21 protein-coding genes are annotated in these 25,227 nt (G+C 53.6%); 15 read left to right on the top strand and 6 right to left on the bottom strand.

The window, feature by feature from the left end; translation table 11 throughout:
- Nucleotides 1-24: 24 nt before the first annotated feature.
- Together bamA and iraM are read left to right on the top strand one after the other, a co-directional pair.
- Nucleotides 25-2,448 carry an outer membrane protein assembly factor BamA gene (gene bamA / locus SIK97_RS12845; protein ID WP_032750022.1) on the top strand — a complete coding sequence of 808 codons (2,424 nt, stop codon included), beginning with the start codon at nt 25-27 and terminating at the stop codon, nt 2,446-2,448.
- Nucleotides 2,449-2,767: 319 nt separating this feature from the next.
- Nucleotides 2,768-3,157, top strand: coding sequence for an anti-adapter protein IraM (gene iraM / locus SIK97_RS12840; RefSeq protein WP_004097807.1), 390 nt, complete (start codon nt 2,768-2,770; stop codon nt 3,155-3,157).
- A 156-nt stretch (nt 3,158-3,313) separates the two neighbouring features.
- Here the strand turns inward: iraM and SIK97_RS12835 are convergent, their stop codons facing one another.
- The gene (locus SIK97_RS12835; protein WP_004097808.1) at nt 3,314-3,595 is read right to left on the bottom strand and encodes a YjcB family protein; all 282 of its coding nucleotides are present in this window, start codon (nt 3,593-3,595) and stop codon (nt 3,314-3,316) included.
- Nucleotides 3,596-4,138: 543 nt separating this feature from the next.
- Here SIK97_RS12835 and SIK97_RS12830 point away from each other — a divergent pair.
- Entirely contained in the window at nt 4,139-5,743 is a 1,605-nt protein-coding gene (locus SIK97_RS12830; protein WP_025107694.1) for an EAL domain-containing protein, read from the top strand.
- On the opposite strand, the gene soxS is transcribed toward SIK97_RS12830, so the two are convergent.
- Nucleotides 5,728-6,057 carry a superoxide response transcriptional regulator SoxS gene (gene soxS, locus SIK97_RS12825; protein ID WP_004097813.1) on the bottom strand — a complete coding sequence of 110 codons (330 nt, stop codon included), beginning with the start codon at nt 6,055-6,057 and terminating at the stop codon, nt 5,728-5,730. The two genes, SIK97_RS12830 and soxS, sit on opposite strands and share 16 nt — an antisense overlap.
- Nucleotides 6,058-6,141: 84 nt before the next feature.
- Here soxS and soxR point away from each other — a divergent pair, with 84 nt between their 5' ends.
- The 4 genes from soxR to SIK97_RS12805 all read left to right on the top strand — a co-directional run bounded on the left by soxR (nt 6,142) and on the right by SIK97_RS12805 (nt 11,059).
- On the top strand, nt 6,142-6,600 hold the full coding sequence (gene soxR, locus SIK97_RS12820) for a redox-sensitive transcriptional activator SoxR (RefSeq protein ID WP_004097815.1): 459 nt from the start codon (nt 6,142-6,144) through the stop codon (nt 6,598-6,600).
- 257 nt (nt 6,601-6,857) lie between these two features.
- Complete coding sequence (locus SIK97_RS12815; protein ID WP_014227554.1) at nt 6,858-7,526, top strand: glutathione S-transferase family protein; 669 nt, start codon at nt 6,858-6,860, stop codon at nt 7,524-7,526.
- Nucleotides 7,527-7,915: 389 nt separating this feature from the next.
- Entirely contained in the window at nt 7,916-9,265 is a 1,350-nt protein-coding gene (locus SIK97_RS12810) for an NCS2 family permease (RefSeq protein WP_004097818.1), read from the top strand.
- A 147-nt stretch (nt 9,266-9,412) separates the two neighbouring features.
- Nucleotides 9,413-11,059 (top strand): Na+/H+ antiporter, encoded by a 1,647-nt coding sequence (locus SIK97_RS12805; RefSeq protein WP_025107692.1) that lies wholly within the window; start codon nt 9,413-9,415, stop codon nt 11,057-11,059.
- Nucleotides 11,060-11,107: 48 nt separating this feature from the next.
- Here SIK97_RS12805 and SIK97_RS12800 read toward each other — a convergent pair whose 3' ends face one another.
- Nucleotides 11,108-11,989 carry a LysR family transcriptional regulator gene (locus tag SIK97_RS12800; RefSeq protein WP_057172983.1) on the bottom strand — a complete coding sequence of 294 codons (882 nt, stop codon included), beginning with the start codon at nt 11,987-11,989 and terminating at the stop codon, nt 11,108-11,110.
- Nucleotides 11,990-12,092: 103 nt separating this feature from the next.
- Here SIK97_RS12800 and SIK97_RS12795 point away from each other — a divergent pair, with 103 nt between their 5' ends.
- The 7 genes from SIK97_RS12795 to SIK97_RS12765 all read left to right on the top strand — a co-directional run bounded on the left by SIK97_RS12795 (nt 12,093) and on the right by SIK97_RS12765 (nt 19,350).
- Nucleotides 12,093-12,503, top strand: a complete 411-nt coding sequence (locus SIK97_RS12795) for a CidA/LrgA family protein (protein WP_057172984.1) — start codon at nt 12,093-12,095, stop codon at nt 12,501-12,503.
- Nucleotides 12,496-13,185, top strand: a complete 690-nt coding sequence (locus SIK97_RS12790; protein WP_046876820.1) for an LrgB family protein — start codon at nt 12,496-12,498, stop codon at nt 13,183-13,185. The genes SIK97_RS12795 and SIK97_RS12790 overlap by 8 nt, the downstream gene beginning before the upstream one ends.
- 597 nt (nt 13,186-13,782) lie before the next feature.
- The gene (locus SIK97_RS12785; RefSeq protein ID WP_057172985.1) at nt 13,783-14,322 is read left to right on the top strand and encodes a fimbrial protein; all 540 of its coding nucleotides are present in this window, start codon (nt 13,783-13,785) and stop codon (nt 14,320-14,322) included.
- 61 nt (nt 14,323-14,383) lie between these two features.
- The gene (locus SIK97_RS12780) at nt 14,384-15,070 is read left to right on the top strand and encodes a fimbrial assembly chaperone (RefSeq protein ID WP_025107688.1); all 687 of its coding nucleotides are present in this window, start codon (nt 14,384-14,386) and stop codon (nt 15,068-15,070) included.
- Nucleotides 15,024-17,612: a fimbria/pilus outer membrane usher protein gene (locus SIK97_RS12775; protein WP_057172986.1), complete on the top strand. Its 2,589-nt coding sequence runs from the start codon at nt 15,024-15,026 to the stop codon at nt 17,610-17,612. Before SIK97_RS12780 ends, SIK97_RS12775 begins: the two co-directional genes overlap by 47 nt.
- Entirely contained in the window at nt 17,609-18,223 is a 615-nt protein-coding gene (locus SIK97_RS12770; RefSeq protein ID WP_077270587.1) for a fimbrial protein, read from the top strand. The genes SIK97_RS12775 and SIK97_RS12770 overlap by 4 nt, the downstream gene beginning before the upstream one ends.
- Nucleotides 18,224-18,246: 23 nt before the next feature.
- Nucleotides 18,247-19,350, top strand: coding sequence for a type 1 fimbrial protein (locus tag SIK97_RS12765; protein WP_025107685.1), 1,104 nt, complete (start codon nt 18,247-18,249; stop codon nt 19,348-19,350).
- Nucleotides 19,351-19,388: 38 nt separating this feature from the next.
- Here SIK97_RS12765 and actP read toward each other — a convergent pair whose 3' ends face one another.
- The 3 genes from actP to acs form a co-directional block, all read right to left on the bottom strand.
- Complete coding sequence (gene actP / locus SIK97_RS12760) at nt 19,389-21,038, bottom strand: cation/acetate symporter ActP (RefSeq protein ID WP_025107684.1); 1,650 nt, start codon at nt 21,036-21,038, stop codon at nt 19,389-19,391.
- Nucleotides 21,035-21,349, bottom strand: coding sequence for a DUF485 domain-containing protein (locus SIK97_RS12755; RefSeq protein WP_025107683.1), 315 nt, complete (start codon nt 21,347-21,349; stop codon nt 21,035-21,037). Before SIK97_RS12755 ends, actP begins: the two co-directional genes overlap by 4 nt.
- Nucleotides 21,350-21,529: 180 nt before the next feature.
- Nucleotides 21,530-23,488 (bottom strand): acetate--CoA ligase, encoded by a 1,959-nt coding sequence (acs, locus tag SIK97_RS12750; protein WP_047724829.1) that lies wholly within the window; start codon nt 23,486-23,488, stop codon nt 21,530-21,532.
- A gap of 411 nt (nt 23,489-23,899) precedes the next feature.
- Here acs and gltP point away from each other — a divergent pair, with 411 nt between their 5' ends.
- Nucleotides 23,900-25,213, top strand: a complete 1,314-nt coding sequence (gene gltP, locus SIK97_RS12745) for a glutamate/aspartate:proton symporter GltP (RefSeq protein ID WP_004109428.1) — start codon at nt 23,900-23,902, stop codon at nt 25,211-25,213.
- Nucleotides 25,214-25,227 lie beyond the last annotated feature (14 nt).

Raw genomic sequence — 25,227 nt, 5'->3', positions numbered from 1 at the left:
AAATATCTTTTAGACGACACCTCCATGCTAAAAAAAACGAGTCTCATCGCCGGTCTATTGATTTCCCCTTTAACGCTTTACGCATCAACCGCCTATACGGTAGATGACATTCGTTTCGAAGGGCTACAGCGCGTTACCGTTGGCGCTGCGCTACTGAGCATGCCTGTTCATACGGGAGAAGAGGTTTCTAACGAGGATATCAGTGATTCGGTCCGCGCCCTGTACGCCAGCGGCAACTTTGAGAACGTGCAGATCCTGCGCGATGGCAGCACGCTGGTGGTGCAGGTCACAGAGCGGCCAACCATCGCTAAAATCAGCTTTTCCGGGAATAAATCCGTTAAGGATGATGCTCTCAAAGAGAATCTGGCCGCCAGCGGTATTGAAGAAGGCAGCGCGCTGGATCGCAATGCGCTCACGAAAATAGAAAAGGGGCTCCAGGATTTCTATTACAGCGTCGGGAAATATAGCGCTCAGGTCCATGCTGTCGTCACGCCGCTACCGCGTAATCGCGTTGATTTAACCTTTGTCTTTCAGGAGGGGGTATCGGCAAAAATTGCGCAAATTAATATTATTGGCAACCAGGCCTTTAGCGCAGAAACATTGCTGGACCAGCTGCAGCTTCGCGACAGCGTTCCGTGGTGGAACGTGATTGGCGATAAGAAATACCAAAAGCAAAAAATGGCGGCGGATCTTGAGACCATCCGTAGCTATTATCTCGATCGCGGCTACGCGCGTTTTACCATTAACTCCAGTCAGGTCAGTATTACTCCGGATAAAAAATCGCTGTATATCACGATCAATCTTACCGAAGGCGATCGTTATAACGTGGCCAGTACGGTCGTGACCGGCGATATGGCGCAGCATAACCAGGAAATTGAAGCGCTGGTGAAGCCTTTAGCGGGGAAATGGTACAGCGGCGCGGAAATCACGGCGGCTGAGAACAGCATTAAGACGCTGCTGGGAAAATACGGCTATGCCTGGCCGCAGGTTAATACCGCGCCGGATATTGATGAGACGAAAAAAAGCGTCGTTTTGCATATTAACGTCAATGCCGGACGCCGTTATTCGGTTCGTCAGATTCGCTTTGAGGGTAACGATACTTCCCGCGATGCGGTGCTGCGTCGCGAAATGCGCCAGATGGAAGGCGCGTGGCTGAATGACGAGAAAGTCGAGCAGGGGAAAACGCGGCTGGATCGTACCGGATTTTTTGAAACCGTCGACAAGCAGATCGTTCCGGTAAGCGGTAGCCAGGATCGGGTGGACGTGGTCTATAAGGTGAAGGAGCGCAATACCGGCTCCTTTAACGTTGGTCTGGGCTTTGGTACCGACAGCGGCGTGAGCTACCAGCTCGGCGTCACTCAGGATAACTGGCTGGGGACCGGCAATAGCGTCAGCTTCAACGGCACGCGCAACAGCTACCAGTCCTATATTGAGCTGGGAGCGACGAACCCTTACTTCACCGTGGATGGCGTCAGCCTCGGCGGCAAAATTTTCTACAACAGCTACGACGCCTCGGATGCCGATTCCGGAAGCTACAACCAGCAAAGCTACGGCGTTGGCAGTACGCTGGGATTCCCGATTAGCGAGAATAACGCCCTCAACCTTGGCCTGGACTATGTCCATAACCGCCTGACCAATATGGAGCCGGAGCTCACCACCTGGAGCTATCTTAACTCACGGGGCATCTATCCTGACGTCGTCACCAAAGACGGCGACAGCGGTGCGACCTATAGCGCCAATGACTATTTTGCCAGCGTTGGCTGGAGCTATAACAACCTCGATCGCGGTTTCTTCCCGCGGGCTGGGAATAAAAGCAGCCTGACCGCCAAGGTCACCGTACCCGGTTCGGATAACAGCTATTACAAAGTGACTTTCGATACCACCCAATATATGCCGCTGGCCGAGAGCAAAAGCTGGGTATGGATGGAGCACCTGCGCGCGGGCTATGCCGATGGGCTGAACGGCAAATCGGTGCCGTTTTACGATAACTTTTATGCCGGCGGATCGTCGTCGGTTCGCGGTTTTTCGTCGAATACGATTGGCCCAAAAGCGGCTTATTATCGTTGTAATGGTTCTGAAAGCAGCTACAGCACCTGTCCGCTGGACTCATCATCCGATGCGGTTGGCGGTAACGCGATGGCGGTGCTGAACAGCGAGTTTATTGTGCCGACGCCGTTTGTGAATGACAAATATGCCGACAGCCTGCGAACGTCGCTATTCCTCGACGCCGGTACGGTATGGAGCACCTCCTGGCAAAATACCGGCCAGACGCTGGCGGCCGGGATCCCGGACTATGGCGATCCGTCACATATCCGGATGTCTGCCGGGATTGCGGTGCAGTGGATGTCGCCACTGGGCCCGCTGGTGTTCTCCTGGGCCGAACCCTTTAAAAAATACGATGGTGATAAAGCCGAGCAGTTCCAGTTTAATATTGGTAAAACCTGGTAATCCTGCTGCTTATTATTTGAAGGAGAGCTCGGTTCTTTGTGGTAAATGCTAAAAATAGTACCGCAGGCTACCGCTGTGGGTAGCCTGTAATTAATTGTCAGTATATTCTTATTTATGTATATTCCTGCGGGGCGCGCTTCTGGCTATTATGGTTAACCATTCATTATTAGAATGCTATATTTAAGGTAAGCCTTATTGAGTACGGGTGGTATTGAGTATTGTCTGATATCACATTATTAATCGATAACCTTGCGGTTAGCTATCATGGATGCTATCACTATATAGAGTCATTTATCAGCAATGCCAGCAAGGATAAAAAATGAAATGGACTATTCATAATACGCTTGTCTGCCCGTATTCCGGCGTGGCTTTTTCTTCGATTTCCAGCCTGCGGTTTTTAAAGTTTATTCTTTGGTATGAAGCCGACATTTTATTACTGCCGGGAGAGTCGATGAAGCTCTACTCGTCCAGCGTGTTAATTAACGAGCAATATCATGCGGTAAAGGTTTATAACATCACGCGATACGATGAAGCCCAGTGGGAGAAACTGCGGGAGCGGCCTTCTTGTCCGTATCAATCTACCGCCACGACGGCAAACGCCTGTTCTTACCAGGCGCACTGCGCAATAAAACGCTGCCCGAACAACTTTCCACGCGGGCTATTGGGCAGTCGTCCGTCGGCCAGCGGAAGCGTTATAACCAGACCATAATGGTGTCATCGCTGCGGTGTATATCGGTGATGGGTTTAGGCTGTCGCAGAGGAGGAAATCGCGGGTGGCGGTGCTGTGCACCTGTCCGGGCAACCGGTTCACCGCCGTCTGGTGGTCCGGTCAGCGACATCGGCGCCCGGATAAGGTGGGCCGACATCAGGTCATCATCATCGGCCATTCGGGCGGAGTCTGGCTCATGACTTCAATCATCACGTCCTTGATATTGCCCCAGATTTTCGCCACGTCCAGCAGCGTAATGCCTAACAGACCGGTGGCGAACCAGCAGGCTGCGGCCAGGCCCATACAGCTACAAATCACCGCTAAACCGGCATAATCGCTTTTACGTAGCTGAATGTTCAACGAGCTGGCCAGAAACATCAGCACTGCGCTCACGAGTGGCCAGCGCAAAAGCACGACACTGGTAGTAATGGAAGCCATCAACCTATCCTCAACGAAATTTGGGAGCCTTTGACAACCGGATGAGACTGACGATGGAACGGCGCTCTGGCTATCTTCAGGCAAACAAGATCGTAATGAAACAACGTTTTTGTTTCATCAGCTAATGTGAACTATATCACACTTGTTCTTTTATTCACCAGCCAAAAATGGTGTTTTCTTGCGCTTATTAGCCATGTAAATAGCAGGGTTAATAAGGAGGGCGCGGGGCTTTCTTGCAATGTGAAGGCTGATTATAAGGGATTATCGGCGGTTTTGGTTTTTTAATAAGGTTTATGTTCTGCGGATTTTATTACTTATTCTGGCTAATTATACGGATAAACCGAATGACATAGTGGAGCTAATCTCATTATGTTGAGAATGTTTCTCCAGTGGTTCTATAAGCCAGTATTATTCATAATTCATCGTCATGAGGTTTTTACGTCAAAGCGTGGGTTGCTGAGATGCTCCGTTCATATCACAGTAAGCAGAGTCATCGGGGCTGTTCACCTTGATTAAGGCGTATCGCATGGATAAAAAGCGGAAATGAATCATAGCGCGCCGCATAAGGCGTTGAGAATATTTGGCATCGTGCTGGTCATTCTGCTGCCGGTGCTGCTGGCGTTGTGGTTTGCGCAAATTCGCGCCAAAGCGGAAACCGCCGATCAGCTGAGGCTGTTTTCTCGACTGGCGCTGCAAAAAACGGAGATGGTGATTCGTGAAGCCGACGAAGCGCGCGATAAAGCCCGCTTGTATCAGGGAGCGATATGTTCACCACAGCATCAGCAATATTTGCTCGGTATTGTTCGCGGCCTGCTCTATATCGACGATTTAATCTACGCCAACGGCACCCATTTCTTCTGCTCCACTTCGGTTCGCCGCCAGACGGGGTGGCAAATTCCGGCCGCAACCTATACCAAAAAGCCGGATGTCGCGATTTACTACTACCGCGAGACCCCTTTCTACCCTGGCTATGCGATGAACTATATGCAGCGCGGCAACTATGTGGTGGTGGTTAATCCGCTCTCATACAGCGCGTTGATCACCAGCGACCGCGACCTTGCCTGGGGCGTTTTTGATACCAAAACCCACCAGTTTTTTTCCGTCAGCAAGAATGCCGACCCCGATGAGCTGCATCGCCTGATTCGCGCTGAAGCGTCTTTATTTCACCAGGATGGCCGCGTTTATACCATCGCCCATTCCACCGTTCGCCCGATAGCCGTCATTATGTCCACTTCGCGCGTCAGCTATTATCAGAATTTTTATAATCAGGTGACCCTGACGCTACCGCTGGGGCTGATTTGCAGCGTATTGCTCCTGCTGGTGTGGTCGCGCACCCGTCAGCAGTACCACTCTCCGCGGAAGATGCTGCAGCGCGCGTTAAACCGTCGTCAGCTGTGCCTTCACTATCAACCGGTTATCGATATTAAAAATAACCGCTGCGTCGGTACCGAAGCATTATTGCGCTGGCCAGGCTTTGATGGGCCGGTGATGAGTCCGGCGGAGTTCATTCCGATGGCGGAAAATGAAGGGATGATCGCCCAGGTCACCGACTATGTCATCGATGAGGTATTTTCCGACCTGGGCGAGTTTCTGGCGCGGCAGCCGCATCTGTACGTGGCGATTAACCTCTCCGCTTCCGATTTCCATTCCGCACGCTTGATTGAGCACATCAACGAGAAGATCCAGCGCTACGCGGTCAAGGCGGAACAAATCAAAATCGAAGTGACCGAACGCGGGTTTATCGACGTGGCGAAAACGACGCCGGTGATCCAGGCGTTCCGCGATGCGGGATATGAAATCGCCATCGATGATTTCGGCACCGGCTACTCCAACCTGCACAATCTTCATGCGCTCAACGTCGACGTTCTGAAGATTGATAAATCTTTTGTCGACATGCTGACGAGCAATACCACCAGCCACCTGATTGCCGAGCATATTATCCAGATGGCAAACAGCCTGCATTTAAAAATCGTGGCTGAAGGCGTCGAAACGGCAGAGCAGGTAGCCTGGCTCCAGCAACGCGGCGTGCAGTACTGTCAGGGGTGGCACTTTGCGAAAGCGATGCCGCCGCAGGAGTTCATGCTGTGGCTGGCGAATGAGCGCACCTGCCTCAGCCCCTATCAGCCGCACTATCAGGCAGAAATTTGATGGCGATAGGCGGTCGGCGTTCGGTCAAATTCGCGACGGAATACCCGCGAGAAGGTTTGCTGCGACACGTAGCCGAGATCCATCGCGATATCAAAAATAGGGCGCTGGGTGGTTCTTAGCGCTTCCGCGGCGAGCAGCAGGCGGCGCTGGCGAATGTAATCGCCCAGCGTTTGATGCATCACGGCGCGGAACATCCGCTGCAGATACCATTTCGAGTATCCCGATTTTCTGGCGACTATATCAATGTTAAGTGGTTGATCGATATGTTCATCAATCCATTCAATAAGCGTTTGGATAATATCCTGATGGGACATAAAGCGGCCTCTCTCAATTCTCGATTCGTCGTTTTGTCTGCGGGCGAGTATAATTCCTAAAGTTAACTTGAGGTAAAGCGCTTTATGGAAAAGAAATCACCCCGCATCAAAATGCTGCTGACGCCCGGCGAAGTGGCAAAACGAACCGGCGTGGCCGTCTCCGCGCTGCACTTTTATGAAAGTAAAGGGCTGATCCACAGCCAGCGCAACGCGGGCAATCAGCGGCGCTACCGGCGCGACGTCCTGCGCGCGGTGGCGATCATTAAGATTGCGCAACGAATTGGTATTCCGCTGGCGACCATCGGCGACGCGTTCGGCGTACTGCCGGAAGGGCATAACCTCAGCGCCAAAGAGTGGAAGATGCTGTCGTCCCAGTGGCGGGAGGAGCTGGACCGGCGCATTCATACCCTGACCGCGCTGCGCGATCAGCTTGATGGCTGTATCGGCTGCGGCTGTCTGTCGCGTCGCGACTGCCCGTTACGCAACCCGGGCGATAAGCTGGGTGAAGAGGGGACCGGCGCGCGATTGCTGGAGGATGACTAAAAAACTAAAGCGCCACAACAGGGCGCTTTAGTTGTTTTCCGGTCTTGGTCTTTCGCACTATCCCGCTGGTACGCAGGAGGGTTTCCCCCGACGTCGGCTCACCTCAGTATTGCGCAATCTTTGATGGAGGTTCCGGTTTGCGCCGACAATTTAAGTGTGGCTCTTTTCTCTGAATTTGCCTCTTCAGTTTGCCGAAAAATTCCCGGCATCCGCCGCCTGTTCCTATAGTTAATTTGAACAAACAGCGGGAGAGGCCCATGTTAACGGTACATCATCTCAATCAGTCACGATCGCAGCGCGTGTTATGGGCGCTGGAAGAGCTGCAGCTGCCTTATCAGGTTGTCTCTTATCAGCGTGGCAAGGATATGCTCGCACCGGCGGAATTAAAAAGCGTTCATCCGCTGGGTAAATCGCCGGTGGTTGAGGATAACGGCCACATTCTGGCGGAGTCCGGCGCCATTCTGGAATATTTACAGGAAACCTATGATAGCGCCCGGCGCTTAAAACCTGAGTCGGTGGAAGATAAGCTGCAATATCGCTTTTGGCTGCACTACGCCGAGGGGTCGCTGATGCCCCTGCTGCTGATGAAGCTGGTGTTTGCCAGCCTGGGCAAACCGCCGGTGCCGTTTGGTATGCGCACGCTGGGTAATGCGTTGGGCAAGGGGGTACAGAAGGCCTGGCTTAACCGCCAGGTGGACACCCATGCCCGCTTTATTGAAGCGCACCTTTCCCGCCAGCGCTGGTTTGCCGGCGCTGAGCTGAGTATGGCCGATATTCAGATGAGCTTTCCCGCGATGGCGCTGCTGGCGCGCGGCGGCGTGGAGAATTTACCCCATCTGACGCAGTGGGTTCAGCGCGTGGAGCAGCGCCCGGCCTGGCAAAAAGCGGTTGAGCGCGGGGGGCCGTTCACCTTACCCGGCGAATAAACTATTACTAAAGCCGATGACCGGGGAAAATTGCTATCAGCGCAATACAAAAATGTTACCGGATTGCGCATGGACGATAACGTTTGCGCATCGGCTGGTTATTTCCTGAACGTCATAAGCGAAATTTAGCGAAATACGACAAACTTCAGTTGAAAAGGCCCGTCTAAAGGCTGGATAATCGTTTGCCTTTTTATTTTGCTCATCATTTCCTCTGCTGACAGAGGGGAGCAAAGTCATTCTTCACACCGTACTGTATGCGCGGAGTTAAACGTTTGCTTTTTCGCGGCCCCTGGCGCTGCGATGTAGCACAAGGAGATCGCGTTTAGCTGGCAGTGGATGGTCCACCACGCATTCGGACGAACGATAAAAATTCTCAGGGGAAGTTTTCTATGTCTACGCCTTCAGCGCGTACCGGCGGTTCATTGGACGCCTGGTTTAAAATTTCTGCTCGCGGCAGTACCGTGCGTCAGGAAATCGTTGCCGGTCTTACCACCTTCCTGGCGATGGTTTACTCCGTCATCGTGGTGCCGGGTATGCTCGGCAAAGCGGGTTTTCCACCGGCTGCGGTATTTGTTTCCACCTGTCTGGTTGCCGGCGTCGGCTCGCTGGTGATGGGGCTGTGGGCGAACCTGCCGCTGGCGATTGGCTGCGCCATCTCCCTGACCGCGTTTACCGCCTTTAGCCTGGTACTGGGTCAACAGATCAGCATTCCGGTCGCGCTGGGCGCGGTGTTCCTGATGGGGGTCCTGTTCACCGTGATCTCCGCGACCGGCATTCGTAGCTGGATCCTGCGTAACCTGCCGCAGGGCGTGGCGCACGGTACGGGGATTGGTATCGGTCTGTTCCTGCTGCTGATTGCCGCCAACGGCGTGGGCCTGGTTATCAAAAATCCGCTGGATGGTCTGCCGGTGGCGCTGGGTAATTTTGATAGCTTCCCGGTGATTATGTCGCTGGTCGGGCTGGCGGTGATTATCGGCCTCGAAAAACTGAAAGTGCCGGGCGGTATCCTGCTGACGATTATCGGCGTCTCGATTATCGGCCTGATCTTCGATCCTAACGTTCACTTCTCCGGTATCTTCGCCATGCCGTCGCTGAGCGACGATAAAGGCAACTCGCTGATCGGTAGCCTGGATATCGTGGGCGCGCTGAACCCGGTGGTTCTGCCAAGCGTGCTTGCGCTGGTGATGACCGCGGTGTTTGACGCCACCGGAACCATCCGCGCGGTGGCCGGCCAGGCGAACCTGCTGGATAAAGACGGGCAGATTATTAACGGCGGCAAAGCGCTGACCACCGACTCCCTGAGCAGCGTCTTCTCCGGCCTGGTCGGGGCGGCGCCGGCGGCGGTGTATATCGAATCCGCTGCCGGTACGGCGGCGGGCGGCAAAACCGGCCTGACGGCAGTGACCGTCGGCGTGCTGTTCCTGCTGATCCTGTTCCTCTCTCCGCTCTCGTATCTGGTGCCGGCTTATGCCACCGCGCCGGCGCTGATGTACGTCGGCCTGCTGATGCTGAGCAACGTGGCGAAAATCGATTTCAACGATTTCGTCGACGCGATGGCGGGCCTGATTACCGCGGTCTTTATCGTGCTGACCTGCAACATCGTGACCGGCATCATGATCGGCTTTGCGTCGCTGGTGATCGGTCGTCTGGTGTCCGGCGAATGGCGTAAGCTAAACCTGGGTACGGTGATCATCGCCGCGGCGCTGGTTATCTTCTACGCCGGCGGTTGGGCGATTTAACTTTTCCTGCTAACAACGGGCGGCTTTGGCCGCCCGTTTAATTTTTAAGCCACATCCTGTTTCCTTTTGCGTTAATCTGAGTAGCGTATTATGCCGAGACATGACGCCTCAGATGTAAAAAAAAGACACGCAGCAAACAGGGAACACATGGAAATATTCTTTACCATACTCATCATGACCCTCGTGGTCTCTCTCTCCGGGGTGGTTACACGCGTACTGCCCTTTCAGGTTCCACTCCCCTTAATCCAAATTGGCATCGGCGCGCTGTTGGCCTGGCCTACCTTCGGATTGCACGTTGAATTCGACCCCGAACTCTTTCTGGTTCTGTTCATTCCGCCGCTGCTTTTTGCCGATGGCTGGAAGACGCCAACCCGTGAGTTCATAGAGCATGGACGGGAAATTTTCGGTCTGGCGCTGGCGCTGGTGGTGGTAACGGTGGTCGGTATTGGCTACCTCATCTACTGGATCGTGCCGGGTATTCCGCTGATTCCGGCTTTTGCTCTGGCGGCGGTTCTGTCGCCAACGGATGCCGTGGCGCTGTCGGGAATTGTCGGCGAAGGGCGCATTCCGAAAAAAATAATGGGCATTTTGCAGGGCGAAGCGCTGATGAACGATGCCTCCGGCCTGGTCTCCCTGAAGTTCGCCGTTGCGGTGGCGATGGGCACCATGGTCTTTACCGTCGGCGGCGCGACGGTGGAGTTCTTCAAGGTGGCGGTCGGCGGTATTCTCGCGGGCTTTGTGGTCAGCTGGCTGTACGGGCGCTCGATGCGCTTCCTCAGCCGTTGGGGCGGCGATGAACCGGCAACGCAAATTGTGCTGCTGTTCCTGCTGCCGTTCGCCTCTTATCTGATCGCGGAGCATATCGGCTTTTCCGGGATCCTGGCGGCGGTCGCCGCGGGGATGACCATTACGCGTTCCGGGGTGATGCGCAGCGCGCCGCTGGCGATGCGCCTGCGCGCCAACAGCACCTGGGCGATGCTGGAGTTCGTGTTTAACGGCATGGTCTTCCTGCTGTTGGGCCTGCAGCTGCCGGACATTCTTTCCAGCTCGCTGGTGGCCGCAGAAGCGGATCCCAACGTCGAAACCTGGATGCTGTTTACCGATATCATTCTGATTTATGCCGCCCTGATGCTGGTGCGTTTTGGCTGGCTGTGGACGATGCGCAAACTGAGCCAGCGTTTCCTGAAAAAGAAACCGATGGAGTTCGGCTCCTGGACCACGCGCGAGCTGCTGATCTCCTCCGTCGCCGGCGTTCGCGGGGCGATTACCCTTGCCGGCGTACTGTCTATTCCTCTGCTGCTACCGGACGGCAACGTCTTCCCGGCGCGCTATGAGCTGGTGTTCCTCGCCGCCGGGGTGATTCTGTTCTCACTGTTCGTCGGCGTGATTGTGCTGCCGATTCTGCTGCGCCATATCGAGTCGACCGACCATGTCCAGCAGCGCAAAGAGGAGCGTCTGGCGCGGGCCGCTACGGCGGATGTGGCGATTGTCGCGATTCAGAAAATGGAAGAGCGTCTGGCTGCGGATACCAAAGAGAATATTGATAATCAGCTGCTGACCGAGGTCAGTTCGCGGGTGATTGGTAACCTGCGTCGTCGCGTCGATGGCCGCAACGATGTTGAAACGTCGATGCTGGAGGAGAGCCTCGAACGCCGGTTCCGCCTGGCGGCGCTGCGTTCCGAACGCGGTGAGCTGTACCACCTGCGCGCCACCCGGCAGATCAGCAACGAGACGCTGCAGAAGCTGCTGCACGACCTCGATCTGCTGGAAGCGCTGCTTATCGAAGATCAGTAACACCGTACCTGTTCCCCGGGTCAGGCGTTGACGCCGCGACCCGGGGACTTACTTCAGCCAGAACGCCTTACTGCACTCCAGCCACGCTCGTGCGCTGTGCGACAGATAAACGCCTTCCCGCCAAATCATCCCCAGCTCCCAGCGCAGATCGCTCTGCAACGGCATCCAGCAAAAGCTCTGCGGGTCGAGGCGCTGGCAAATCGGCTCCGGCAAAATCGCGATGCCAATCCCCGCCTGGACCATGGCGGCCAGAAAATCCCACTGTCCGCTGCGCACGGCGATGCGCGGCTTAACATCATGCTGAGCAAACAGCCGCATCAGCTGCTGGCTGAGGGCGAAATCCTCGTTGTAAATCACCAGCGGATGCCCGGCGAGCGCCTGCGGCGACAATGACCTGAGGCCCTCCCATTGTGCCGTTCTCGGCGTCAGTACGCAGAGCGGATGGCTGAACAGAGATAGCGTCGTCAGGCCGCTGGCCTCATCAACCGGAAGTGCCGTCATGGCTAAATCCAGTTCGCCGTTGCTGACCGCCTGCTGCACGGTCAATCCGCCAAACTCGGAGATTTTCAACTCGATACCCGCATAGCGCTGGCGAAAGCGGCTAATCGGCTTGGCCATCAACATGCCGACCATCGGTGGGATCCCGAGACGCAGTACGCCTTTGTGCAGATGATTAATATCGCTCAGCTCCGACTCCAGCTGGTGAAATTCGCCAAGGATGGCCTGCCCGCGCTCGAAAACCACGCGTCCGGTATCGGTCAGCAGCAGCCGGCGACCGTCGCGGATCAGCAGCGTGCAGTTCAGCTCATCTTCAAGGTTTTTAAGCATCTTGCTGATGGTGGGCTGCGTGACGAACAGTTTCTCCGCCGCGCGGGTAAAGCTTTGCTGGCGAACCACTTCGACAAAATAACGCAGCGTTCGGATATCCATAATTATTCCCTGAGACTATACCTGTGATGATTTTAATTCATTTCTGCCGCGCCGGGCGGCTCTCTATACTGCACGCCTGTCTTCTTTTTCAGGAATACCGCTCATGGCCTTTGCGCCAGCTCGCGTGACGCCCTTCGTTATGCAACGTCTTCAGGTACCGGTTCAGGTCCTGATCTACGCCGGACTGTTCGTCTGCGCTGAATATTTAGTTAACTGGCTGCACCTGCCGCTTCCGGCGAATCTGGTGGGCATGCTGATGATGCTGGCGCTGATCGTCTGCCGGGTCATTCCTTTAAACTGGGTACGCGCCGGAGCCCGCTGGCTGCTGGCGGAGATGCTGCTGTTTTTCGTACCGGCGGTGGTGGCGGTCGTCAACTACGCGCAGCTGCTGATGGTTGATGGCTGGCGTATCTTTCTGGTGATTGGCTTGAGCACTACGATGGTGTTGGGCGCCACGGTATGGGTGGTTGATAAAGTGTATCGCTATGAAGTCAGCAGGATGAAACATGAGTGATTTTCAGCTGAGCCTCCTGTGCCTTCTTGTCACGCTGGGACTCTATTTTGCCAACAAGCGGCTTTATCGCCGCTTCCATAAACTGCCGCTGATGCCGCTGGTTTTCACCCCGATCCTGTTGGTCATGATGCTGGTATTCGGCCATATCTCTTATCAACGCTATATGGGGGAGACGCACTGGCTGCTGTGGCTGCTGGGCCCGGCGACGATCGCCTTTGCCGTGCCGGTATACGACAACCTGGCGATTATTAAGCGCCACTGGATGTCGCTGACGGCTGGCGTCACTACCGCCTCGGTTGTCGCGGTGACCAGTTCGGTGTGGCTGGCGCGATTATTTACCTTGCCTGATGAGATCCAGCGCAGCCTGGCGGTACGCTCCGTTACCACCCCCTTTGCGCTGGCGGCAGCCAAACCACTGGGCGGCCAGCCAGATTTAGTCGCTCTGTTTGTCGTGGTCACCGGGGTATTCGGGATGGCGGTAGGGGATGTACTGTTTCTGCGTCTTTCTATTCGCGAAGGTATGGCAAAAGGGGCCGGATTGGGTGCCGCATCGCACGGCGCCGGTACCGCACGATCCTACGAGCTTGGCCCTCAGGAGGGCGTGGTCGCCAGCCTGGTGATGATGCTATCCGGAGTGGTGATGGTGCTGGCCGCGCCGCTGGTGAGATGGGCCATGTTCTGAACCCCTTTTTAATTAATCAACGCATACTCGCTAAGGTACTTTTCCATATCTCACGACTATTTATACTCATATGAATAGTCATTTCATCTTATCGAGATGAACGGTTAATTAAATATTCGTATTTGTAAGATAATCCGATGGTATCATAGGTTTTATCCTTGTTTGCCCCCCTCTTAAATTGTAATTAAATGTTTCAATTTGAGGTTTTTTTGATATTAATGAAGAATGTGAATATGTGAAATGATATTTTTTATGAATAAGTTTAATGTTTAACGCTATGATTTTATTTGGTTATTTATAATATATATTTTGTATTGATTGGTTCAAAGTTATTATTCATTTGAGATGATTCACATATGGTTATTGAGAATAGTCTCGATTTTAGATACCTTATTGACGTGAGCTTTTATTATTGAATGGATTCATGTGGAACTAAAGCTCTTGTATTTATAGGTTAGTAATATTAAATGCAGGTTACTCACTCCCCATGCACATTATCGGCTTATAGTTTTAGCTGATGTCTGGCTTCATTCTCTAATAGACGCCATAAAACAATTGATGGATTGATTGTTAATCTTAATAAAAAGGGGAATACCAATGAACTTCAGTACCAAAACTCTTGCCAAAATATTAGCCTTATCTGCCGGCTGCTCTCTGGTTAATCTGTCTCAGGCCGCGAATACCATTACTTTTAAGGGTAAGGTCTCCGACACTACCTGTACAGCCACTATCGATAATGGCGTTTCGTCCATTGATATGGGGACCTCATCGGTAGCCGATCTGGATGCGAATATCTACGGTGCGGCGAAGAGTTTTTCTTTCACTTTAACCGGATGCCCTAAGACTACAGACGGCGGTACCAGTGTGGCCAAAGTGACGTTTGGTGGCGAAGCGGACACGACGAATAGCGATTACTTCAGGAACCAGGCGACAGACTCACCCGCTACCGGCGTTGCGGTGGCGATTTTTGACAACAAGGGTGCCCTGCTGAAGAACAATACGGAAGGTGCTGACGTCGATATTACCTCCGGCACCGCGACCATTCCTTTTACCGTCAAACTGGCTAAATCTGGCGCGGATGCTCCCACCAAAGGGGCGGTGCAGACAACCGTGACTTACAACGTTACCTACTATTAATTTAGCGTCATATAAACCGACAAAAGGGAAAGCTCGCCGCTTTCCCTTCCTGGACTCTACCATGAAAAAATTAGCTTACTTAATCTGTTTTTTTTCCTGCATGTCTGTCGCACAGGCCAGCGTGGTGGTGGGGGGCACGCGAGTCATATTCGATGGTACCCAAAAGGCGGCGACGGTCTCTGTGCAAAATAAGGATAACGTGACAAATATCGTACAGTCCTGGATCGCGGTTGTGGATGAGGCATCACCAGCAAAAGATTCCTTTATTACCACCCCTCCGCTGTTTCGCCTGAAGGCCGGCGAACAAGGGTTTGTCCGAATCCTCCGCTCAGGTAAACCGCTGCCCGAAGAGCGAGAGTCGATGTTTTGGCTGAATATTAAAGGTATTCCCGCTATGGATAGCGCGCCGGACAAAAACATGGTGCAGTTTGCCATTAACTCGCGGATTAAACTTATTTTTCGACCAGCGGCATTAAAAAATGCCATACCGGAAAAGTTTGCCGAAAAACTGCAGTGGTCTGCTGAAGGCAGAGATATTAAAGTTAAAAACCCCTCGCCATTATATATGAACTTTTCTGATATTACGGTTAATGGTAAGTCAGTTCCTGAAGCATGGTTTGTTGCGCCTTTTTCAACCATAAAAATACCGGTAGCAAACACATCTTCACCAGGGAAAAAGAAAATCACATGGAGCGTGATCAATGACTATGGAATGCCGGGACCAAAATATACCGCCATCATTCAATAACGTTGGACAGAATTTTACATTCCTGTTGAAACGTGGCTACGTTGCCATTATTTCCTGCTTTATCACTATTCCGTTACCCGCTATCGCAGGTGAGTATTTCAATCCTCACCTGCTGGAGGTCAATGAAACCGGTACAACGGCCGTCGACCTGAGCTATATTTCCCAGGAAACCGTCCCGCCGGGCGAATATAACCTTGATGTTTATATTAACGACGAATTTATTGCTTCCGAATCAATCAGCTTCACGCAACAGAGTGAAGATCGTGACGCTTCTTCACCCTGTATCAGCGTCGCGCATCTGAAAGCGTGGTCAATCAAAACGGAAAATTATCCCGAGCTCACGGTCGCGGGTTCCCGCTGTGCCCGACTATCCGCAATCCCTGGATGGGGAACCACGGTATTACTTTCACAACAGCGCGTTGATTTTAACGTGCCTCAGGTCGCGGTGATGCATCATCCGCGGGGATATGTCCCTGAAAGCCGGTGGCAACAGGGTATTACCGCGGGGCTACTTAACTATAATCTCTCCGGGCAAAAGACCGATCCGCGGCACGGCGGCGAAGCGACGTCCAGCCAGTTTGTGAGCCTGCAGCCGGGTTTAAACGTCGGGCCGTGGCGTTTACGGAACTACAGTACTCTCAACCATAATGATGACGGCAACCAGTGGGACTCGGTCTACAGCTATATTTCACGTGATATCCAGGCCCTGAAAGGCCAGCTGATCCTGGGCCAGACCTATACGTCATCAAGCGTGTTCGACAGTATTAGCTTCACCGGGCTACAGCTGAACTCAGATAAAGAGATGCTGCCGGATAGCATGAATGGTTTTGCGCCGGTCATTAAAGGCATCGCCCGCACCACCGCCGACGTGACGGTCTATCAGAACGGATACAGCATTTATAAAACAACGGTTCCCCCTGGCGCGTTTGAAATAAACGATCTTTACCCAACCGGGAGCGCGGGCGATCTGAATGTGACGGTAAAAGAGTCCGATGGCAGTGAACAGAGCTTTGTGGTGCCTTTTGCTTCGCTGGCGATTTTGCAGCGCGAGGGCCAGATAGATTACGCCCTGAGCAGCGGTAAAACGCGTTCGGGGAGTTCCGGCGGAAAAGAATATAGCTTCCTGCAATCTAACATTGCCTGGGGAGCATCGAGCAACGTCACGCTGTATAGCGGTTTTCAGCAGCTGGAGAACAAATACAGTAATGTTATCCTGGGCGCCGGGCTTAACCTGGGCACGATCGGCGCGCTCTCCCTCGATGCGTCCCAGTCCCGGGCGGATATAAAAGAGACGCCAACGTCGAATCACACGTCATCCAGCGAAGGGCAATCTTATCGCGTGCGCTTTAGCAAAGATATTCCGCAGACGGGAACCAACTTCTCCGTTGCCGGGTATCGTTATTCAACCCATGGCTATTATTCTCTGCAAAATTTTATTGATAGGTCGAATGCGCATAGCGGGTGCTGTTCATCAACGGGGCGGACTAAAGATCGTTTTGACGCTTCAGCCTCTCAGACTCTCTCAGGGTATGGTTCACTCTCCTTCTCTTTGGTCAGTGAATCTTATTGGGATAATTCACGCATGGAGTCGTTGGGCGTGAGCTACAGCAATACCATTGGCCGCATTTCCTATTTCATTAACTATTCCTATAGTCGAAATGTCCAGAGTTCAGGCCAGAATAGCGATAGTTCTCAGATCAGCGATAACCTTATTTCACTCACGGTGAGCGTGCCTTTTGGTGCGGATATCTCGGCCAGCTACAATATGAACAGCAGCCGGATGGGCGACACGACCCATAGCCTGGGTTTAAGCGGTTCGGCTTTTGCGGACCGTTCTCTGAACTGGAATATGCAGGAGGGTTACAATGCCAGCGCTAAAAGGACTTCCGGCAACGTCAATCTCAACTATCAGGGTTCAAAAGGTGAAGCCACCGCGGGATACGGGTATGACAGCTATAGCGCCCACTATAATTACTCGCTACGCGGTGGGATGCTGGCCCATTCCAGTGGAATAACGCTGTCACGCTATCTGGGCGAAAGCGTTGCGCTGGTTGAAGCGCCTGGCGTCAGCAATATTGCGGTGCGCGGGCAGACTAACGTGATGACCGACTCTGCCGGATACGCCGTTGTACCCTTCGTACGGCCCTACCATGAAAATAATCTCTCTCTTGATGAACAGCAGGTCTCGGGAGCGGAAATCGATAATATTGCCAAAACGGTGGTCCCGACGCGCAATGCGATTGTAAAAGTTAAATATAATACCTGGATTGGCTATAAAGCGATGATGACTTTGCGTTTTAATAATAAAGAGGTCCCTTTTGGCGCCGTTATTACATTAGATGATGCAAGCCAGCAACCTCAAGAAAAACGCAGCACTATCGTAGGGGATTCCGGACAGGCCTATCTGACCGGGCTATCTGAAAAAGGCCGGTTATTTGTGAAGTGGGGTGATAGCAAAAATAGCCAATGCTATGTTAACTATGATTTATCCACTAATAAATCGGTTGATGATATCGTTTTTTATGCAGCGGATTGCCGATGATGAATAACTGGATGATTGCCTTGATACATAAATTAAGAATGGAATTAATGAGGGTAAATAATGGCGGGCGATTAATGAAATCGTTCGGGGTATTTATTATCACTATCGGACTTGCGTTGATGTTTGTAAGGCCAGCCTGGGCTTATGACGCCAATAGTACTGTTAATTTCAATATCACCGGTAAGATTGAAGAGCCCGTATGTGAGGTATCGGTAAAACCCTCCAGCGCTATCGATTTAGGAACGGTTTCCTATCAAAGTTTGAGCGGTAAACCGGGCGCGAGTAGCGCGGCTAAGATAGTTTCAATCGCCTTTGATAATTGCTCAACGGGTACGGCGTCAGTGACGCTAATGTTTAGCGGTATTGTATTTGTTGGCAACGATATCAATGTATATATGAATGAGCTTTTTTCTAGTGCTCAGGACGTGTGGCTACAGTTGCAAAGCGCGGTGGACCAGAAAAACCTGGGACCAGGTGATAGCTATACCTATTTTTTCACTGATGGCGCTGAACATGTTTTTAATATGATCGCAAGAATGTATACGCCGAATGGTCGGGTGACGGCGGGCAGTGTCTCCTATACGGTCACGTTCAATGTTGCCTATAAATGATCTATTTTCGCCAGGGAAGAACTATGAAGACGTTAATTTTATTGCTGCTGGCCTGCTTATTACCGGCTTACAGTTGGGCATGCCAAACGGGTGCAAACTCGGGCGATATCGCTTTAACTAATTTACCTCCACAGATACTGGTTAATGCTGGTAGCTACTCGGCGGGGACCATCCTTTATGATTCAGGGCAGATAACGCATCCAACCACCTCCATTACGGATTGTCGGGGTTGGTTATATGCACTGTTCGGATGGAGCTCGGGGAATGCGGGCACCTTAGTGGGGGATAACATCTACTCGACCTCCGTGCAGGGTATCGGTATTCGCGTCAAATTCTGGCTCAATATCACGGGTGAATATGGTGGTGATAACGATGATTTTAATGCTGACTACAGCGTTCATCATATCGGTGATGCAGACTTGTATCTGGGAAAACCTAATGGATCTTTTGATGACAAGGCAAGCACATATTATGCGCCAACGTACCAGGTCCAGCTTGTGGCAACGGGGGGAGCTATTGCCAGTAACAGCACGCTGACGCTGGCCGATCCGATTTCCACGGTTTCTATTCTGGATCTTGACGGAACGATGGCTATTTCCCAGCTGCACGTGACGGGCTCGACAAAAATCCAGCTGACCCCGATGGGGTGTTCGGTTGATTCGACCGCGCTGAATTTCCAAATGGGCTCAGTGAAAACAAGTGAGTTTAATCTTTCTAACAAAGCTGGCTCAGCTCAGCAAACGCTGACCCTAACCTGTGAGCCGGGAACATTCGTGGCGATGCGCGTTACGGCGCCAGAAGCGGAGGGTGATAATTCCGATCATACCGTTATTGCGTTAACGTCCGGCGAAAACGTAGCGACCGGCGTTGGAGTACAGCTGAATCTTTATAACACACCATTAATCGTGAATAATGCAATCTACAGGGTATTTTCAGAATCGAAAAGAACGACTGTGACCAACCCCGGCTCGGAGGCCAGCTATACAATATTCACCGATCCTGATAATCCCGGCGGGGCGGCGGCATCGAACGTCCTGACGTTTACCGCGAACTATTACAAAACCGGATCTAACGTGACGCCAGGCACCGCGAATGCGAGCGGAACGATAACCTTTATCTACCAATAAAATATTCCCCGACCGGCAGGCCGGGGAACGGGCAATGATTAATGCGCCTGGCCTTTCTCGATGCCGATACCGGTCTGCGAACGGATAAACTGAGCGCGGAACAGCTCGCGCTCGCGCGCGCCTTCCGCTGAGCTATCGGTGGCGGAGAAGAACCAGATACCGATAAAGGCCACGGCGATAGAGAACAGCGCCGGATATTCATACGGGAATATCGCCTTTTCGTGACCGAGGATCTGCACCCAGATGGTCGGGCCGAGGATCATCAGAATCACCGCGGTCAGCAGACCCAGCCAGCCGCCAATCATCGCCCCGCGGGTGGTCAGCTTCGACCAGTACATCGACAGCAGGATAATCGGGAAGTTACAGCTGGCGGCGATGGAGAACGCGAGGCCGACCATAAAGGCGATGTTCTGATTCTCGAACAGGATGCCCAGCAGAATCGCCACCACGCCGAGGATCAGCACGGTAATCTTCGACACCTTCAGCTCCTGACGCTCGGTCGCCCCTTTACGGAACACGTTCGCATACAGGTCGTGAGAGACCGCCGACGCGCCAGCCAGCGTCAAGCCAGCGACCACCGCCAGAATAGTGGCGAAGGCCACGGCGGAGATAAAGCCGAGGAACAGGTTACCGCCGACCGCGTCCGCCAGATGCACCGCCGCCATATTGTTACCGCCGATAAGCTGACCGGCCGCGTCTTTGAACGCCGGATTCGCCCCCACCAGCATGATGGCGCCGAAGCCGATGATAAAGGTCAGAATATAGAAGTAGCCCATAAAGCCGGTGGCGTAGAACACGCTCTTACGCGCTTCTTTGGCGTCGCTCACGGTGAAGAAGCGCATCAGAATATGCGGCAGACCCGCGGTGCCGAACATCAGCCCGAGGCCTAGCGATAGCGCCGATATCGGGTCTTTCACCAGTCCGCCGGGGCTCATAATCGCCGAGCCTTTCGGGTGGACCGCCATCGCTTCGGTGAACAGATTATTGAAGCTGAAGCCGACGTGCTTCATCACCATAAAGGCCATAAAGCTGGCGCCGAACAGCAGCAGGACGGCTTTGATAATCTGCACCCAGGTGGTGGCGAGCATGCCGCCAAAGAGGACGTAAAGCACCATCAGCACGCCGACCAGCACCACCGCAATGTGGTAGTTGAGGCCGAACAGCAGCTGGATAAGCTTACCCGCGCCGACCATCTGGGCTATCAAATAGAGCGCCACCACTACCAGCGAACCGCAGGCGGAGAGGGTGCGGATCGGCCCCTGCTTTAGACGATAGGACGCTACGTCGGCAAACGTGTAGCGGCCGAGGTTACGCAGGCGTTCGGCGATAAGAAACAGAATAATCGGCCAGCCGACGAGGAAACCGAGCGAGTAGATCAGCCCATCGTAGCCGGAGGTGTAAACCAGCGCGGAAATGCCGAGGAACGAGGCCGCCGACATAAAATCGCCGGCAATCGCCAGCCCGTTCTGGAAACCGGTGATATTGCCGCCCGCGGTGTAGTAATCGCTGCGCGAACGTACGCGTTTTGAGGCCCACCAGGTGATATAGAGCGTCAGGGCGACGAAAATCAGGAACATGATAATCGCCTGCCAGTTGGTCGGCTGGCGCTGTACCGCGCCGGTGAGAGCATCCGCGGCATTGACGGTCAACGGGAGCGTGGCGGCGAGCGCCGTCAGGACTTTCTTCATGATGCTTTTACCTCGCTGAGAACGCTTTTCGTCAGCCGATCAAATTCACCATTTGCCCGCCAGACGTATATTCCGGTTAAGACGAAAGAGATAACGATCACGCCGATACCAATCGGAATACCCCGGGTGACGCTGGTTCCCGCATGCAGCGGCGTGCCCAGCCAGCCGGGGGCGAAGGCGATAAGCAGAATAAAGCCCACATAAATCACCAGCATAATCAGTGACAGGATGGCGGCAAACCTTTGCCGGGCTGCAACAAGCTCCTTAAAATGCGCACTATTTTCTATCCGCTGACAAATCTGTTCGTTCATCGTAGCGTCTCCAGAGGTTCCCTTTCGTCATTCACGCACCGGTCGTCGGCAACACTCATCCGCCCGGCAGTTAACTGTCGGGAATCAGCCTGTTTACCGCTTTCCTGCTACCTGAAATCCTTGGGGAGTCGTAATTATATCCTCTCCCCTGGTGGGGAGAGGGTGTAGGGGATCGTTGGTTTACGATGGCATAGCGATGGCCTGCTTCTCTTCGAGCAGTTTTTCCACCACGCCAGGATCGGCAAGCGTTGAGGTATCGCCGAGGTTACTGGTATCGCCCGCGGCAATTTTGCGCAGAATGCGGCGCATGATTTTGCCCGAACGGGTTTTCGGTAACGAATCGGTCCAGTGCAGCACGTCCGGCGTCGCCAGCGGGCCAATCTCTTTACGTACCCAGTTGCGCACCTCGGCGTAGAGCTCCGGCGTCGGCTCTTCGCCATGGTTGAGGGTCACGTAGGCGTAGATGGCCTGGCCTTTGATGTTATGCGGAATGCCGACCACCGCCGCTTCGGCGATTTTCGGATGCGACACCAGCGCCGATTCAATTTCGGCGGTACCCAGACGGTGGCCGGAAACGTTCAGCACGTCATCGACGCGGCCGGTGATCCAGTAGTAGCCATCTTCGTCACGGCGCGCGCCGTCGCCGCTGAAGTACATATTTTTAAAGGTGGAGAAGTAGGTTTGTTCGAAGCGTTCGTGGTCGCCAAACAGCGTGCGCGCCTGGCCCGGCCAGGAATCGGCGATCGCCAGGTTCCCCTCGGTCGCGCCTTCCAGCGGCGCGCCTTCGTTATCCACCAGCACCGGCTGGACGCCGAAGAAGGGACGCGTGGCGGAACCGGCCTTCAGCTCGATAGCGCCGGGCAGCGGGGTGATCATAAAGCCGCCGGTTTCGGTCTGCCACCAGGTGTCCATCACCGGGCACTTCTCGTTGCCGATCTTCTTCCAGTACCACTCCCAGGCTTCCGGGTTAATCGGTTCGCCGACGGAGCCGAGAATGCGCAGGGAAGAGCGGTCGGTGCCTTCGATGGCCTTATCGCCCTCCGCCATCAGCGCGCGGATCGCCGTAGGGGCGGTATAAAGAATGTTGACCTGATGCTTATCGACCACCTGGCACATACGCGCCGGGGTCGGCCAGTTCGGTACGCCTTCGAACATCAGCGTCGTCGCGCCGCAGGCCAGCGGGCCGTAGAGCAGGTAGCTATGGCCGGTGACCCAACCGACGTCGGCGGTGCACCAGTAGATGTCGCCCGGATGATAGTCGAACACGTATTTAAAGGTTGACGCCGCATAGACCAGGTAGCCGCCGGTGGTGTGCAGCACGCCTTTTGGCTTACCGGTCGAACCGGAGGTATAAAGGATAAACAGCGGATCTTCGGCGTTCATCTCTTCGGGCTGGTGTTCCGCGCTGGCTTTCTCGATCAGATCGCTCCACCACAGGTCGCGGCCTTCCTGCCAGTCGATTTTGCCGCCGGTACGTTTGAACACCACCACGTTTTCGATGCTCTTCACGTTCGGATTTTTTAGCGCGTCGTCGACGTTCTTCTTCAGCGGGATAGCGCGGCCGGCGCGCAGCCCTTCATCCGAGGTGATCACCAGGCGAGAGTTGGAATCGATGATACGGCCGGCGACCGCCTCCGGCGAGAAGCCGCCGAAAATCACCGAATGGATAGCGCCGATGCGCGCGCAGGCCAGCATGGCCACCGCCGCTTCCGGCACCATCGGCATATAGATAGCCACGACATCGCCCTTTTTAATGCCCAGATCGAGCAGGACGTTGGCAAAGCGGCAGACATCGCGATGTAGCTCGCGATAAGTGATGTTTTTGCTCTGGCTGGCATCGTCGCCTTCCCAGATGATGGCCGTCTGGTCGCCGCGCTCCGCCAGATGGCGATCGAGGCAGTTAGCGGCGAGGTTCAGCGTACCGTCTTCATACCACTTAATGGAAATATTGCCCGGCGCGAACGAGGTGTTTTTCACGCGCGTATAGGGTTTTATCCAGTCAAGGATTTTGCCCTGCTCGCCCCAGAAGGCGTCAGGTTCGGTGACGGACTGCTGATACTGCGCCTGGTACTGTTCCGGGTTAATCAGGCAACGTTCCGCAATATTAGCGGGAATAGAGTGTTTATGTATTTGGCTCATGGCTTTTTTTCTCCTGTAGGTTGTTAAATATATGTCAAATAAACGTTAATAGTAGGGGCTTTGGCGGCTTTGTTTGCTATTTGGGGGGCAGATCACGCAATAATTAAATTGAATGAAAAGCAATCAAATGAAACTTTGATATGAAATAATTTCTGAAGTGAATTTATAGAAAATGAATATATTAAATATTTTTTATAACAAATACTTATGCAACATAAGGTGGGGATATTAGCGGGTTTATGCATAAAACCAGAGTAAACCGCTGTTCTTAAAGACTTGCGCAGCATGCCGTGCAAATGATACTGATACTGCGCGTTAAATAACCCTATAAAGCAACGCAACACAATTCATACCCCTTTCAGTGGGTGCCATTACCTCCCGGAATGGCGCTTTTCATCGAGGAAGTCTGTAGTGAAGAAAAAAACAAAAGTCAGCCTGGCCTGGCAAATTTTGCTGGCTCTGGTGCTGGGCATACTTCTGGGCAGTTACCTGCATTACCATGCCGAAAGCCGTGACTGGTTAATCTCAAACCTGCTGACTCCGGCAGGCGATATCTTTATCCATCTGATTAAAATGATCGTCGTACCGATCGTCATCTCGACCCTGGTGGTCGGTATTGCGGGCGTGGGCGATGCGAAGCAGCTGGGCCGTATCGGCGCGAAGACCATTATCTATTTTGAAGTGATCACCACGGTGGCGATCGTGCTGGGGATTACCCTGGCTAATGTCTTCCAGCCGGGGAGCGGAATCGATATGTCGCAGCTGGCGGCGGTGGATATTTCGAAATATCAAAACACCACGGCGGAAGTGCAGAGCCACGCGCATGGCCTGATGGGCACGATCCTCTCGCTGGTCCCGACCAATATCGTGGCCTCGATGGCGAAAGGCGACATGCTGCCGATCATCTTCTTCTCGGTGCTGTTTGGTCTGGGCCTCTCCTCGCTGCCCGCCACCCATCGCGAACCGCTGGTAACGGTGTTCCGTTCTATTTCTGAAACCATGTTCAAAGTGACGCACATGGTCATGCGCTATGCGCCGGTGGGCGTGTTCGCGCTGATTTCGGTGACCGTGGCGACCTTCGGCTTCGCCTCGCTGTGGCCGCTGGCGAAGCTGGTGATTCTGGTTTATTTCGCCATTCTGTTCTTCGCGCTGGTGGTATTAGGCATCGTGGCGCGGGTGTGCGGGCTGAGCATCTGGACCCTGATCCGCATCCTGAAGGACGAGCTGATTCTGGCCTACTCCACCGCCAGCTCCGAGAGCGTGCTGCCGCGGATTATTGAGAAGATGGAAGCCTATGGCGCGCCGGCGTCAATCACCAGCTTCGTGGTGCCGACCGGCTACTCCTTTAACCTCGATGGCTCAACGCTGTATCAGAGCATTGCGGCGATCTTTATTGCCCAGCTGTACGGTATCGACCTCTCCATCTGGCAGGAAATTACCCTTGTGCTGACGCTGATGGTGACGTCGAAAGGGATTGCCGGCGTACCGGGCGTCTCCTTCGTGGTGCTGCTGGCGACGCTGGGCAGCGTGGGCATTCCGCTGGAAGGTCTGGCGTTTATCGCCGGCGTTGACCGTATCCTCGATATGGCGCGTACCGCGCTGAACGTGGTGGGCAACGCGCTGGCGGTGCTGGTTATCGCCAAATGGGAACACAAGTTTGACCGCAAAAAAGCGCTGGCGTACGAGCGTGAAGTGCTGGGAAAATTTGATAAAACGGCGCAATAAAACAGAAAGCCCGG

The organism is Klebsiella sp. JN_Kp126, assembly GCF_033843325.1.
GTDB classification, from domain to species: domain Bacteria; phylum Pseudomonadota; class Gammaproteobacteria; order Enterobacterales; family Enterobacteriaceae; genus Klebsiella; species Klebsiella michiganensis.
This window is presented reverse-complemented; position numbering and strand designations above follow the sequence as displayed.